Below are 14,381 nucleotides of genomic sequence, written 5' to 3'. Positions count from 1 at the left end.
TTTTTGTCTTTGACAAGCCAACGATTGATTGATTTAAGAAAGCGAATCGGCTAGACTGGACAAAGGAATCGCACACATAAAAGGGGGAACGTGTGTTTCGCACGGCATGATGATGAAAACGTTTTGGATTCAAGGGCTCGACAAAGCCTTTTATCGTGATATAGAGTTGATTGCTCAGTTATTTTTTGAAGAAGTGTCGTTGCTAGAGAATGAAGCGGACGCACAAATGCAACTGCATTTCACCGTGCATGAAAGTAATCCGGTGCATGCCCGTGTCCTTATGCGGGACGTGGCGAGCGGAGAGACATGGCAGGCAGAACACCGGCGCGATGTGAAAGGGGCCTTGGAGGGGAAGGCGTACTGCAAAAAGGTGAAACAAGCGGTCAACTATGTCTTGTTGCAAGTGTTGGAAGAGGCCACAGGAGTGCGGCAACCGTGGGGAATCCTAACAGGCGTTCGGCCCACCAAACTGTTGCATTCGATGCTACTTGACGGTATGAGCGTGGAGCAAGCGGTGAGAGTGTTGCAGACCGATTATTTGATCCATCAGGAGAAAACGGACATCTTGACGGAGATCGTCGCCCGGCAGCTGACCGTGTTGCCTGACCTGTATGAATTGGACAAAGAAGTGAGTTTGTATATCGGCATTCCTTTTTGCCCGACCAAATGTGCGTATTGTACGTTCCCAGCTTACGCCATTCAAGGGCGTAACGGTTCGGTAGAAGGATTTTTGCAGGGTTTGCATGAAGAAATTGCGCAAGTAGGCGCCTGGCTGGAAAAACGGGGCTTGCCAGTGACGACCATTTACTTCGGCGGTGGAACGCCGACTTCGATCACTGCGGAGCAGATGGATGAATTGTTCATGGCGCTAAAGCGGTCGGTTCCCTCCTTTGACCAGGTTCGGGAACTAACTGTCGAAGCCGGGCGGCCTGACACACTTGATCCGGAGAAGTTGGACTTGATGAAACGGTGGAATGTGGATCGGATCAGCATTAATCCGCAAAGTTTCAAAGAAGAAACTTTGAAGCTGATCGGCCGCCACCATACAGTGAAAGAAACACTGGAAAAGTACCAGTTGGCGCGTGACATGGGCTTGACCAACATCAACATGGATTTGATCATCGGTTTGCCGAATGAGGGGCTGGACAACTTTCAGGAGACGCTAGATATGATGGCCGAGTTGCGCCCTGAATCGTTGACAGTGCATACCCTCTCGTTCAAGCGTGGTTCGGTCATGACCCAAAACAAAGAGAAATACCGTGTCGCCGACCGAGGTGAAACAGGGGAAATGGTACGGATGGCTCGAGATTGGGCCGCAGGAATGGGCTATGTCCCTTATTATCTGTACCGGCAAAAAAACATTCTCGGCAATCAGGAGAATGTGGGTTACGCCTTCCCTGGTTTGGAAAGTTTGTACAATATCATCATCATGGAAGAGCGCCAAACCATTATCGGGCTTGGTTGCGGGGCGGTGAGCAAGTTGGTGTCGCCAGGTGATGGTAAAATCAAGCGTTTGCCCAACCCCAAGGAACCCAAAGCGTATATTGACACTTATCAACGTCATATCGAAGAAAAATTGAAGCTGTTGGATGAGACGTATGGGTTTGCGCTGAATAAAGGATGAAACGACAAAACACCCCGTGTGCGGTATTGTGCACGGGGTGTTTTGCATTCACTCTCAATCGACATCTGCCGGCTCCTGTGCTTCATCGCCATGAACGAACTCTTTCGAGCTTTTCACTTCAACATAGTCGTTGGATTCGTAATTGGCATGGGCGGCTGAGCAGGCGAGCGGCTCCGCTGATGCATCCGTGTCGGTCAAGTTTTCCTCTTCGGCCAAGGGCTTGGTTTCAGTTAAGGCTTCTGCTGCGGCCAAGGCTTCCTCATCGGTCGAGGTTTCCTCTCCGGTTGAGATGTCTGTTTCGGCCAAGGGTGTCGGTGCAGGTGGGTGCTCTCTTTCCTGCTCGATATCCGCATCTGTTGCCGTCTCTTTCTCTATGGGAAGCACGATGTTAACATCGGCCTCTTGTTTCAATTGCTCGGCTTCCGCCTCTTCGGCGCTTTTGATTGGGAATTGGAATGGTGATATGGCTTGATCCAATTGCGAAGCGATCCAGAAGAACGTTCCGCTGATCGCTTGTGGTTCTTCCCTCATCCGTTGGATGCGGATGGTAAACTCCTGCTCATCACAGTGGTGCAGAGAGGCGAAACAGCCGGGATGATTCGTCATCGCCACCACAATGTAGGCGCCCATAGGTTCAGCCACTGAAACGGTGACGAACGTATGATCAGCATGCGCTGGAAGCTGGAAGGCGGCAAGTCCGGATGTTTGTACAGGGTGTTGCTCAGCTAGGAGCGGTTGGAAATTCAACTTCTCCAATCCGATGGAACCATCGGCCAGTTTTTCCCCAGTGATGGCGTGATCGACAATTTTGTCTTCGGTGATGGAGAAGTCCTTGATTTTGTCTTCCGTCACGGCAAAGTCCTTGATTTTGTCTTCCGTGATGGTAAAATCCTTGATCTTGTCGGTTGTGACCGCTTGCGAGCCGATTTTATCTTCCGTGACTGCTAGGTCAACGATTTTGTCGGTGGTGACGGCTTGATCTTGCAACTTTATCGTGGTGATGGCGCCATCTTTGATTTTTTCAGCGGATACCGCTTGATCCTGCAACTTTTCCGTCGTGACTGCTGCATCTTTGATTTTGTCGGTAGCAACCGCTTGGTGGCGAATTTTGTCTTCCGTCACCGCGAAGTCTCTGATTTTGTCTTCTGTCACTGCCAAATCTCTGATTTTTTCTTTAGTTATGGCTTGGTCTCTGATTTTGTCCTTGGTGATGGTTTGATCTTTGATTTTGTCTTTGGATACGGCCTGGTCCCCAATTTTTTCTTCGGTCACGGCCTTTTCTGCCAAATGTTCGGCGAAGATCAGACCGGGGACCAGATGGGTGGGACAGATGCTCTGTTCTTGGATGTGCTCGGCGCTAACGCTTGCAGCTGTCAGATGCTCCGTTTGGATAGCATGTTCAGCCAGATGGGCGGATTGGATTTGCGATGGTGCAATATGGTCGGCCAACACAACCGCTTCACCCAGATGCTCGGATTGAATTGCTTGCTGGGACAGATGTTCGGATGCGATACATTCTTTCTGCAGATGATTGCCGTGAATTTGCTCATCAGCCAGATGAGAGGAGTGGATGCATTGTTCTGACAGGTGATCGGCGTTGATGGCGTTGGGAGAGATTTTGTCGCCGGTTACTGCGCCCTGGCCAAGGTGATCCGTCAACACGGCCGCTTGCTCGAGATGCGCGGAGTGAATTTGTTGTTCTTCGATATGGGGAGACAACACTGATGCCGGTTTGATGTGCTCGCTTTGCACAGCGTGCGGTGCGATTTTCCCAGCAGTGACGGCTTGATCTTGCAAATGCTCGGTTTCGATTTGCTCCGTTTGCAGATGGGAACCACTAATTGCTCGAGGAGTCAAGTGTTCCTCGTAGATGGATTGCGGCGCGATTTTTTCCCCAGTGACGGCTTGATCGTGCAAATGCTCGGTTTCGATTTGCTCCGTTTGCAGATGGGAACCATTAATTGTTCGAGGAGTCAAGTGTTCCTCGTAGATGGATTGCGGCGCGATTTTTTCTCCAGTGACGGCTTGATCTTGCAAATGCTCGGTTTCGATCTGCTTCGTTTGGAGATGGGAACCTCTGATTGCTCGAGGAGCAACGTGTTCCCCGTAGATGGATTGCGGCGCGATTTTTCTTGCAGTGACCGCTTGCTCGCGCAAATGTCCGGTCTCGATCTGATTCGCTTGGAGATGTGTACCGCTTATCGCTTGGGAGGTCAGGTGTTCTCCGTGGATGGACTGTGGCGCAATTTTTTTCGCAGTAACTGCTTGCTCGCGCAAATGCTCGGTATCGATCTGGTCCGCTTGTAGATGGGAACCACTGATCACTCGAGGAGCCAAATGTTCCTCATGGATGGACTGCGGTGCGATTTTATTCGCAGTGACTGCTTGCTCGCGCAAATGCCCTGTTTCAATCTGGTCCGCTTGGAGATGGGAACCGTTGATTGCTTGGGGAGTCAAATGTTCCCCATAGATGGATTGCGGCGCGATTTTCTCCGCAGTGACGGCGTTGGCCTTAATGTGTTGCTCCCCGATCTGACCGTTTAGGATATGGGGGCTGCGCACGATTTGTTCCGACAGATGTTCTGACCGTATTGCTTGCGGCGCAATGTTGGTTGCAGTCACGGAAAATTCGGCTAGATGTTCGTTGCTCACCGAAACAGGGGCAAGATGGTCGCCAGTGACAGCCTGTGGTGCGATATGCTGGCTTTCCACTGCTGCATCGGCCAATTTGCGGGCGGTGACGGATTCGTTCATCAGGTGTTCTGTTTTGATTTGATCATGATCGATGTGTTGGCTGAGAATCACTTTATCATCCAGATGTGAGCTGTTAATGTTTCGCGAGGCGATTTTGTTAGCTGTGATTGCATGGTCGGCCAGTTTGTTTGATGAAATGCAATAATCGATGATTTTTTCTGCGGAGATCGATTCGGGCGCCAATTTGGCCGTTGTAATAGAGTGGTCAACCAACTTGGAACCAGAGATGGAATTGTTGGCAATGTGTTGTTCGCTGATGCTCGCATCTTTGATGTGCGTTTTGTTGATGCAGTGCTCTTGAATGTGCCCTTCTCCGATGATGTTTGGAGCCAAATGCTTGGACTGGATGGCCTGCTCTTGAATAGAAGCGGAGCGGATGCTGCCGGGCGCGATCTTGTTCCCGGTGACGGCGTGCTCAGCGATGTGTTCCTCTTTGATCACATGGGGGGACAAATGAATGCCTTCGATGATATGATGTTGCAAATGATGGCTGTGAATAGATGCGGCGGCCAGTTTTTCTTCCGTGATCATGTGGTCTTGCAGATGCCGGGACTCAATTGCCCGATCGACCAGATGGCGACCGTGGATGGCGGAGGAGATGATTTTTTCGCTGGTAATGGATTCATTGGCCAATTTGTCCTTGGTGATGGCCCCTTTTTGGAGCTTGTCGGCGGAAACCGAGTCATCAGCCAGCTTGGCACTGTTGATGATGCCATTTGCCAAATGGTTGGTGTGGATCGAACCGTTTTTTATTTTATTGCCGCAAATCGCTTGATCAGCTAAGTGCTCGTTTTGGATGTGGCCGATCGCCAAATGTTTGCCAAGGACGGAATGGTCTTTCAATTTGGTTTCACCAATGCTGCGATCAGACAATTTGCTTCCGGGAATCTCATTTTCCCTGATGTGTTTGGCAAGAATGGTTTCCCTTTTGATTTTGTCGCTACCGATGATGTCATCATCCAGGTGGTATTCTTTGATCGTTTTTTTGGCGATTTTGGTCGATGTCACCGCTTCGGCGGCCAGTTTGGGCTCTGTTACCGCTTCTTGGTCCAGATGTTCTGCCCGGATGGCGCTGTTTTTGATTTTTTTCCCGTCCAGCGATTGATTGGCGATTTTCTCAGCGGTGACCGCCCCGTCGGTCAAGTCTTCGGTATAGATGAACGCTTCATTAATTCCGTGGGGGTTCCGGGCTTTTCTCACTTCAGATACCGTTTTGGCAGGGGGCGTTTCGATTTCGGTGTGGCTTACCGCCGGTTCGTTTGACGGGGGTGCCTCCGATGCCGCGGGTTGGTTATGTGAAGCGGTATAGGTCCATTTTTTCTTGAAATTAGGTGTTTCATTGTCAAGTAGCCACAGCTCATCCAGAACCCTTTCATCCGCTAACGGATCTTTTTTCGTTTTCTTTTTAGATGACGGAATGATCTTTTTCTTCTTCAATTTTCTAACCCCTTTCCCTAGGCCATTGCAACTCTTTGATAGGTATATTCACCAACCTTGCAGATGGAGCATGTCATCCTGTATTTTGGTAAAAGGTGAGGAAAGGGGAGTTATCCCGTCTTGTTGGCGTCAAACAAAAAAAGGGGCGCGTTTGCCCCTGTTACAGCAAGTTGGAGACGGAGTTTCCGGAGCTTCTGTTGAATGCTTGCGCATCACCCAAGTTGATCGGCACTTGGATGTTGACGTTGGCGAGGCCCGCGCTTTGCGCGCCTGTACGTGCCACGTTGCTCACCCGTGCTCTTGCGCTAGTGACAGCACGACGGCGTCTTTTCTGGTGGATGAACACTACACAGTGTTTTTTAGGGCAACCCATTCGGATTCACCTCCTTTCAGTTGGATGGGGGAATTGGATATGTACGGGGGGAGGAGCTTCCCCCCTATGCTTGTTGGCGTTACAGCAAGTTGGAGACGGAGTTTCCGGAGCTTCTGTTGAATGCTTGCGCATCTCCCAGGTTGATCGGCACTTGAACGTTCAGGTTGATCAATCCGGCGCTTTGTGCACCTGTGCGCGCCACGTTGTTCACCCTTGCTCTTGCGCCACCCACAGCGCGACGACGTCTGTGTTTTTTAATGACGATAAGACAGTTCTTTTTTCTGCAGCAACCCATTGTCTTTCACTCCTTTTTAATTATTTTTGTTCAGGATTTGAATCACTTTGCCCTTGCGGCGGGGCCGGAATTTGCTTTTCGATGATATTCACCAGGTTGGGGGCCACTTGTTGCAGAATAGAAGCGGCTGCACCATTAGCTGCCCCTCCGCCGGTGATCAAGCCAATCAGCTGTTCGAGGATACCCAGCAAGCTGCCGATAAAGCCAGTCAGGATGCCAGTCGCGCCTGTGACGACAGCTGCCACCGCGGTGATAGCTTGAACGGGAAGCCCGAGGATGAACGTGATCAACTCAGAAACTTGTTGTGCTTTCAATTGTTGCGCTGCTGGGAGTTTGTTGTTTGCTTCTTCGATTAAGGAGCGGATCGCCTCCAATTGTTCCGGGGTGTAGGAATGGTTGCTCATCATGTTTCACCTCCTTTCAAGGCTGAGAAACGTGATTGGGGATGAGTTAGAGGGCATTGGTGGTTGAGTTTTGATCGCTGTTGTTTAAGGTGGTTGCATCGCCAGTGTTGACAGGAACCTGAACGATGATGTTGATTAGTCCGCTCACCGCCCCGATGTTGGCTGAGTTGTTTACATTGCTGGAGGTAGAAGCCGCTGGCCGGGACAGTCTACGCCGTCGTCGGCGACGCCGGCGGGTTTCGAAGGGGAGTGCGCCGTAATGCAGGAGAAACCATCGGCATCGCCTGCAAAGCAATGGTCTTTTGCGTTTTTTGCGGCGGTTTCTTGAAACGTAGACCAGCTTGTAGACTCCCATCGCTCTTTCACTCCTTTCTCTTTGTTGATTTCAATTTCTCTTTTCGCAATGCTTGCTTCACCGCATCTTTTGTACCGGGTTTTATGATTTCCGCCAAAGCCATCAATTGTTGTAACTTAGCGGGAACTTTGTCATTTTCCAAGCTGTTGATCAGCAGATCGTAAACTTTTAATTTGATCATTTTCTCCAGCCCGACGGTGACTTGATCCAAAGTTTTCTTATCTGATGTCAAATGCTGGCACCTCCCTGATGACTGTGCTATCAATTTCTGATGTTAATACAATATATTCTTTGTTTACGTAATGGTGATTGAGTTTTGAAAAATAGTTTACTATCTTGATAGCGTGATGTTTCGCAGAAATAAACTTAGAAACAGAAGGTAAAAAGTAAAATTATTAGAATATTGTGATATAATTTAATCAGAACATACGCTTAAGTGAGATGGAGGTGTGCAGATGATTTTAACCAAAGGATTGATTCGTTCTGCACAAAACTTTTCTGATCAATTGGCGGTTGTGGACGGAAAAGTCGCCCACACCTATCATGCATTTTCCGATAGAGTCAGCCAGTTGCAGCAAGCATTGAAGCAGGAAGGGATTGAGAAAGGGGATCGGGTGGCGATTCTCATGTTCAATGATTTTCGTTATCTAGAATTATTTTATGCGGTCACTGCGATCGGAGCGATAGCCGTTCCGCTCAATTATCGGTTGACGGCAGCGGAAATAGTTGAGCAGTTGCGAGATTCCAGTCCGAAAGCTCTCTTTTTTCATCAGGAATTTGCCCCCATTGTCGCCGGGATGGTGATGCGTGTCCTGTCGGTGCGTTTGTTTGTGAGAGTTGAAGGGGAGCGCAATGAAGAGGAGACCGGGTTCATGATCGATTATGAAGAGTTTCTACGACCGCATTCCCCTCAGCCGCTCGCTTATGGTGAGGTGATCGAAGATGATGTGGCGGGGATATTTTACACAGGGGGCACGACCGGGCGATCCAAAGGAGTGATGCTGACGCACCGTAATTTGGTGAGCAATGCTTACCATGCGGCGCTCGCGTTTTGCTTTGACCGTTACACCCGTTATGTCCACGCGGCGCCTATGTTCCATCTCGCTGACGGAGCTTGCACGTTTGCTTTAACTTTGGTCGGAGGAACACACCAAATCCTTCGTACTTTTCAGCCGGATATGTTCTTAGATTGGGTGGAGCAGGCTCAGCCGACTACGACGTTACTGGTGCCTACCATGGTCAACCGCCTGATCAATCACCCAGATGTGGAGAAGCGCAATTGCTCTTCGTTGCGACAATTACTCTATGGCGGTTCGGCAATGCCGGTGGAAGTGTTGAAGAAAGCGCGGGAAGTGTGGCCACATCTTTCTTTCATGCAGGCGTACGGAATGTCGGAAGCCGCACCAGTGGTGACGGTGTTGCCGCCGGAAGATCATCAGGTGGAGGAACGCCTCGCTTCATGTGGGCAAGTTGTAACGGGGGTAGAGGCGAAAATCATCGATGACCACGGCGGCGAGGTAGGAGTGAGAGAGGTCGGGGAGTTAATCGTGCGCGGGCCCAATGTGATGAAAGGGTATTGGAACAGACATGAAGAAACGGACCTTGTGCTGAAGGGTGGTTGGTATCATACGGGGGATATGGTTTATCGGGATGAACAGCATTACCTCTATGTCGTCGACCGTAAAAAGGATATGATTGTGACCGGTGGAGAGAATGTTTACTCAATTGAAGTGGAGCAGGTGCTTTACCAGCATCCGGCCGTGTTGGAAGCGGCGGTGATCGGGGTACCCGACCCCGTTTGGGTGGAAGCGGTGAAGGCGTTGGTGGTTAAACGCGCGGATCAGGAAGTGGATGCGCAGACATTGTTGGATTTCTGCCGCGAGCGGTTGGCTGGTTTCAAAGTGCCCAAAAGCTTGAAGTTCGTCGAAGAGTTGCCCAAGAATGCAGCGGGGAAAATATTAAAACGCCTTTTGCGGGAGCAATATAGCCAACCGGCTGACTGAACCTGACGGCGGATCGCACGGCCCACTCGGCCATGCGGTCCATTTTTATTGATAAATTCGTTGTCTAGGGTGTATATGTATCAAGTTCAGTTCGTGGAGAGAGCGGCGGAAAAAAATCCGGTTGAGCCTCGCCACGCGTGAAGCCAATGATCTGGCCCATTCACCAGACATGCCCTAGGTCTCTCGCTTTTTCTTGGCAAAGGTTACGCTTAGGCGAACGAGTCGGGATATTCCTCCATGAAAGCTTGGATGATGCGGGGGTATTCATCGTCAGCGATTTCCTCGATCTGTTCATCCCGCACCTCGAAAAAGTAAACATCGGTTTGTGGTCGTTCTGGGTGGACATACATGGCCATCAAGCGTCCGCCATAATCAAGGGTCGCCGCAAGGATGGCGAGAAAGGCTTCCTCATCGGTTTCCAAGCGTTGAAAAAAAATCGGCTCCACTTCTTGTAGAACCATTTCGGCATAGGTGTCGCCTGGATATCGCAAAACCAGAGAGGATTCGGTTTCGTCATCGACAATGTACAAATCCCGTTTGTGTTCCTTTTTCCACAAAAGTAAGAGGTGCTTCACATGGCGATGGATGAACACATATTGGTGCGGTGTTTGAAAGCGGATATTCATGCGCGTTCCTCCATGGAGAAATTCTTTTTGGGAAGCTCGGTTTGGTGGGTTAGGGGTTGGAACCGAACCTGTACCGGTTGAGTCATTATGTGGAGATCCGTCCAGAAATGACAAGACATGATCTTCCTCCTTCATCGCGATGGGTTTCAATCAATGACATTATAGCAAAAGGGAGCGAGTCGCAGTCGGATTTTCATTTATATAGACAAGTTTGTAAAACAAACAAACTGTCCCAGTAGTGGGAATGCACTGTTTTGCCCAACTGCTCATACCATGTGATAACGAAACTGAAGGATGGGATGAGCGATGACCACCATTCGCAAAAATGTAGCGGATTTGAGCAAACAGGAAAAGCGCAGGTTTGTCCGGGCTTTGTTGATTTTAAAACAAAAACCGGGTCGCATTTCCCCCAGATGGGGTCGGTATGATGATTATGTGTATATCCATTTGAAGTCGATGGAAAACATGACGGCTGTTTATCCAGGATGGGCACACAGCGGGCCGGCGTTTCTCCCATGGCACCGCTATTTGCTGTACCAGTTAGAAAAGGATTTACAAGAGATCGACCCGTCTGTGAGCATTCCGTATTGGGATTGGACCGCACAACGACGCCCGGATGATCCGCGGGGGCCGTGGACGGACGATTTTATGGGAGGAACTGGAGACCCGCGGTTGAACTATCGTGTGACCACGGGGCCATTTGCCTATCCGCGGTGGAAGTTGATCTTGTTTGACCATGGTGAACCGCGGTTGCCTTATTTGCGTCGGCAATTGGGAGTGGGTTCGGGCGGGCGGTCGATTTCTCTCCCCACTGCCGCAGAGGTGAAGCGTTGCTTGCGTGAAACGCCATATCACGTTCCCCCATGGCGAGCGAAGTTGAATTTGCTAAGACCTGATAGTCCAGCCGTCCGACCCAGCTTTTGCAACCGCTTGGAGGGGTGGTACGGGAAAGGGAACATTCACAACATCGTCCACCGTTGGATAGGCGGGGCTGCGCGAGGGTCCATGGCATGGATGAGTGCGCCCAATGATCCGATTTTTTGGTTGCATCACGCCACGATTGACCGTTTGTGGGCTATATGGCAAGCTAGCCATCCTAACGAAAGATATCAACCGGCGGGGACTGATGGGAAGCGCGGGCCGCGCGGGCACAACCTGCATGATGCGATGGAGCCTTGGAAGTCCATGGGTCGGAAAGTGACGCCAGCGATGGTGTTGGATATGGAGAAATTGGGGTATCGCTATCAATAGAGGAAAAAGCCAAAAATGCCGCGCCCGGTTGAGCGTGGACCTTTTTGGCTTTTTTGTGGTTAAGATGGCACGACAGTGATGTAGCCGATCATCGGCCCTTCATGTTGCGGACTCAAATGGTCGTGGCAAATGATTTCAAACGTGCCCACCTTGTCGGGGATGAACTCAACCGTGGTCACTTCCCCTTTGGCCACCTCGCTGTTCACCTGGAAGGAGGGGATAGAGAAATGATGCTTTTTCCCATGGAAGCCATGGATGTGTAAACGGATTTTTTCCCCTTTGACCACCGTGATGAACCCGGGGTCAAACCGATACACTTCCACTTCTTTGCCACCGTGGTTCGCTTGGTGCTCCACCGTGAACAAGTGGATGTCACGCGTAACTTGCTTTGCATTGGCGCGGGCGGTTGATTTGCCCGAAGCCGGGGTATCCTGATAAAAAAGAAAATCGGGGCGAAACAAGGCGATGCCAAGGAGGATTAGTCCGCCCGCAATAGAAAGAACGAGCCAACGGGTTGATGTGCCCATCATTTTCACCTCACCATCCCTGAGCTGGCGCCCAGGGTTTTCTAATTATTTCTTCTGATAGATGATAATCCCTTTTTGTTCAGGGAAATAACACAGAGGAACGTTTCTGCCACTCGCAAATGTTGTGTTTTTTGCTATAATGACAGGTGGGATAAGCGGGAGGGACTACGCTCAATCTTCCTTCCTATTGTTCGAGATGCGCCCATTCTCTACATAGTGGAATGGTGAAGGAGGTTACGTCATGGAAAAGAAGTTCGTAGATACCAGCCACCAAGACAATGAATTTATTGATTTTATGGTTTCGGCCGGTGTCGTTACGGCTCTGTTTATGGGAATTTTTGTTGTAGCGACCGCGGTGCAATTGATGATGTAATTTTGTTGAAAGAGGGGGTTCCTGGCTGGAAATCCTCTCTTTTTATGATGGGGTCGGAGCTGTCGCAAAAGAGCGGCGGTTGGCAAAAAAACACGTGTGAGCTATACTTCAAGATGGGTTAAACGAGTGAAGTTTTTTCAGCCCGATTTCGGGGATCACCTTTTTGTAAGGGGATTCAAGGAAATCAGGGTGCTGATACATAGAATGGAGACGCGTTTGCCCATGATTGACCATGGATTGGAGGATCCGGGAATGAACGTTCATGAGTATCAAGGAAAGCAAATCCTGAAAAAATATGGTGTTGTGGTTCCGAACGGCCATGTTGCTTTCTCTCCGGAAGAGGCAGTAGAAGCGGCTGAGCGCCTGGGTGGAGACCTGTGGGTGGTTAAAGCTCAAATCCATGCAGGTGGCCGCGGCAAAGCGGGCGGTGTCAAATTGGCGCGCAGCTTGGATGAAGTGAAAGCGCACGCCACGGAATTGATCGGAAAGAAACTGGTGACGCACCAAACCGGCCCAGAAGGGAAAGAAGTTAAGCGTCTGTTGATTGAAGAAGGTTTGCCAATTGAGAAGGAATACTATGTGGGCGTGGTGATTGACCGCTCCACCCACCGCGTCGTGATGATGGCGTCGGAAGAAGGCGGCACCGAAATTGAGGAAGTGGCTGAAAAAACCCCGGAAAAAATCTTCAAAGAAGTGATTGATCCGGCTGTAGGTATGATGCCGTTCCAAGCAACCCGCTTGGCTTATAGCATCAATATCCCCAAAGACAAAATCAAGCAAGCCGTTAAGTTTATGCTCGCTCTGTACCAAGCATTCGTGGAGAACGATTGCTCCCTAGCGGAAATCAACCCGCTCATCACCACCACGGACGGCCGTGTGATGGCACTTGACGCCAAATTGAATTTTGACTCCAATGCGCTCTTCCGCCACAAAGATATTTTGGAAATGCGCGACTTGGATGAGGAAGATCCAAAAGAGATTGAAGCGTCGAAATACGATCTCAGTTATATCGCGCTCGATGGCAACATCGGTTGCATGGTCAATGGTGCGGGCTTGGCCATGGCTACCATGGATATCATCAAACATGTCGGCGGCGAACCGGCCAACTTCTTGGATGTGGGCGGCGGCGCTACCGAAGATAAAGTGCGCGAAGCGTTTAAGATCATTTTGTCCGACCCCAATGTAAAAGGCATTTTCGTCAATATTTTCGGTGGAATTATGAAGTGCGACGTCATTGCTAACGGCGTAGTTGGCGCGGCGAAACAAATCGGCTTGGACCGCCCGTTGGTTGTCCGCTTGGAAGGCACCAACGTTGAATTGGGCAAGAAGATCTTGAATGAGTCCGGACTGGATATTGTGGCGGCTGACTCCATGGAAGACGGCGCGAAGAAAATTGTAGAACTGGTGAAATAAGGAAATATAGGGGCGCCCGAGAAAGGTGGGTTTATAAAGTGAGCATTTTTGTGAACAAAGATACGAAAGTGATTACGCAAGGGATTACAGGAGCAACCGGCTTGTTCCATACCAAACAGGCGCTGGAGTACGGCACCAAAGTGGTGGGCGGGGTCACCCCGGGCAAAGGTGGCACCGAGGTTGAAGGCGTACCTGTATTCAACACGGTAAGAGAAGCAGTGGCGGCGACTGGAGCAAACGCTTCTGTCATTTACGTTCCGCCAGCGTTTGCGGCGGACTCGATCATGGAGGCCGTTGACGCTGAGTTGGATCTGGTTGTGTGCATCACAGAAGGGATTCCGGTTCTGGACATGGTGAAAGTGAAACGGTATATGGAAGGCAAGAAGACACGCCTCATCGGGCCGAACTGTCCAGGTGTTATCACTCCCGGCGAGTGCAAAATCGGGATTATGCCAGGATACATCCACCAACCAGGTCACGTGGGCATCGTTTCGCGCAGTGGAACGCTGACCTACGAAGCGGTTCACCAATTATCCACCCGCGGTATCGGCCAGTCCACCGCTGTGGGCATCGGGGGCGACCCTGTCAACGGCACCGATTTCATCGATTGCTTGCGGGCATTTGAAGCTGATCCAGAGACCAAAGCGGTTGTGATGATCGGGGAAATCGGTGGCACAGCTGAAGAGGAAGCAGCTGAATGGATTAAAGCGAACATGACCAAACCGGTTGTTGGTTTCATCGGCGGTCAAACAGCGCCTCCAGGAAAACGGATGGGCCATGCCGGCGCAATCATCTCTGGCGGCAAAGGTACCGCAGCCGAGAAAATCGCCACCCTGAAACGTTGCGGTGTGACAGTAGCGCCGACTCCGTCCGTTATTGGCGAAACATTGGTGAACGTATTGAAAGAACGAGGGTTGTTAGACGCTTGCACCACAGGTAAATAAAC

General features: G+C 50.4%; 14 protein-coding genes. 7 read left to right on the top strand and 7 right to left on the bottom strand.

Annotated elements, in window-relative coordinates; genetic code table 11:
* The first annotated feature begins 112 nt into the window (after nt 1-112).
* Nucleotides 113-1,624 carry a coproporphyrinogen III oxidase gene (locus tag QQZ12_RS03760; RefSeq protein WP_102993851.1) on the top strand — a complete coding sequence of 504 codons (1,512 nt, stop codon included), beginning with the start codon at nt 113-115 and terminating at the stop codon, nt 1,622-1,624.
* 54 nt (nt 1,625-1,678) lie between these two features.
* Here the strand turns inward: QQZ12_RS03760 and QQZ12_RS03755 are convergent, their stop codons facing one another.
* The 4 genes from QQZ12_RS03755 to QQZ12_RS03740 form a co-directional block, all read right to left on the bottom strand.
* Nucleotides 1,679-5,815, bottom strand: coding sequence for a WIAG-tail domain (locus QQZ12_RS03755; protein WP_284724001.1), 4,137 nt, complete (start codon nt 5,813-5,815; stop codon nt 1,679-1,681).
* Between the two features lie 160 nt (nt 5,816-5,975).
* Entirely contained in the window at nt 5,976-6,188 is a 213-nt protein-coding gene (locus tag QQZ12_RS03750; protein WP_102992723.1) for a hypothetical protein, read from the bottom strand.
* 79 nt (nt 6,189-6,267) lie between these two features.
* Entirely contained in the window at nt 6,268-6,483 is a 216-nt protein-coding gene (locus tag QQZ12_RS03745; protein WP_054095706.1) for a hypothetical protein, read from the bottom strand.
* A gap of 20 nt (nt 6,484-6,503) precedes the next feature.
* Entirely contained in the window at nt 6,504-6,887 is a 384-nt protein-coding gene (locus tag QQZ12_RS03740) for a hypothetical protein (RefSeq protein ID WP_154986311.1), read from the bottom strand.
* A 125-nt stretch (nt 6,888-7,012) separates the two neighbouring features.
* Between QQZ12_RS03740 and QQZ12_RS03735 the strand changes: the two genes are divergently transcribed.
* Nucleotides 7,013-7,147: a hypothetical protein gene (locus QQZ12_RS03735; RefSeq protein WP_262983033.1), complete on the top strand. Its 135-nt coding sequence runs from the start codon at nt 7,013-7,015 to the stop codon at nt 7,145-7,147.
* Nucleotides 7,148-7,249: 102 nt separating this feature from the next.
* Here QQZ12_RS03735 and QQZ12_RS03730 read toward each other — a convergent pair whose 3' ends face one another.
* On the bottom strand, nt 7,250-7,474 hold the full coding sequence (locus QQZ12_RS03730) for a hypothetical protein (protein WP_102992721.1): 225 nt from the start codon (nt 7,472-7,474) through the stop codon (nt 7,250-7,252).
* Nucleotides 7,475-7,697: 223 nt separating this feature from the next.
* Between QQZ12_RS03730 and QQZ12_RS03725 the strand changes: the two genes are divergently transcribed.
* On the top strand, nt 7,698-9,245 hold the full coding sequence (locus QQZ12_RS03725) for a long-chain-fatty-acid--CoA ligase (protein WP_284724000.1): 1,548 nt from the start codon (nt 7,698-7,700) through the stop codon (nt 9,243-9,245).
* 209 nt (nt 9,246-9,454) lie between these two features.
* Here QQZ12_RS03725 and QQZ12_RS03720 read toward each other — a convergent pair whose 3' ends face one another.
* Nucleotides 9,455-9,871 (bottom strand): hypothetical protein, encoded by a 417-nt coding sequence (locus QQZ12_RS03720; protein ID WP_102992719.1) that lies wholly within the window; start codon nt 9,869-9,871, stop codon nt 9,455-9,457.
* Between the two features lie 306 nt (nt 9,872-10,177).
* Here QQZ12_RS03720 and QQZ12_RS03715 point away from each other — a divergent pair, with 306 nt between their 5' ends.
* Nucleotides 10,178-11,122, top strand: coding sequence for a tyrosinase family protein (locus QQZ12_RS03715; RefSeq protein ID WP_102992718.1), 945 nt, complete (start codon nt 10,178-10,180; stop codon nt 11,120-11,122).
* A gap of 59 nt (nt 11,123-11,181) precedes the next feature.
* Here QQZ12_RS03715 and QQZ12_RS03710 read toward each other — a convergent pair whose 3' ends face one another.
* Nucleotides 11,182-11,649, bottom strand: coding sequence for a cupredoxin domain-containing protein (locus QQZ12_RS03710; protein WP_194830503.1), 468 nt, complete (start codon nt 11,647-11,649; stop codon nt 11,182-11,184).
* A 241-nt stretch (nt 11,650-11,890) separates the two neighbouring features.
* On the opposite strand from QQZ12_RS03710, the gene QQZ12_RS03705 reads away from it, so the two are divergent.
* From QQZ12_RS03705 to sucD, 3 genes are all read left to right on the top strand, one after another.
* Nucleotides 11,891-12,022 (top strand): hypothetical protein, encoded by a 132-nt coding sequence (locus QQZ12_RS03705; protein WP_022736273.1) that lies wholly within the window; start codon nt 11,891-11,893, stop codon nt 12,020-12,022.
* Between the two features lie 252 nt (nt 12,023-12,274).
* A complete protein-coding gene (sucC, locus tag QQZ12_RS03700) occupies nt 12,275-13,435 on the top strand; it encodes an ADP-forming succinate--CoA ligase subunit beta (protein ID WP_102993850.1) in 1,161 nt (386 codons plus the stop codon).
* Between the two features lie 38 nt (nt 13,436-13,473).
* The gene (sucD, locus tag QQZ12_RS03695) at nt 13,474-14,379 is read left to right on the top strand and encodes a succinate--CoA ligase subunit alpha (RefSeq protein ID WP_102992716.1); all 906 of its coding nucleotides are present in this window, start codon (nt 13,474-13,476) and stop codon (nt 14,377-14,379) included.
* The last annotated feature ends 2 nt before the right edge of the window (nt 14,380-14,381 follow it).

Origin of the sequence: Laceyella tengchongensis (genome assembly GCF_900182735.1) — a bacterium.
In the GTDB taxonomy this organism is placed as follows: domain Bacteria; phylum Bacillota; class Bacilli; order Thermoactinomycetales; family Thermoactinomycetaceae; genus Laceyella; species Laceyella tengchongensis.
This window is presented reverse-complemented; position numbering and strand designations above follow the sequence as displayed.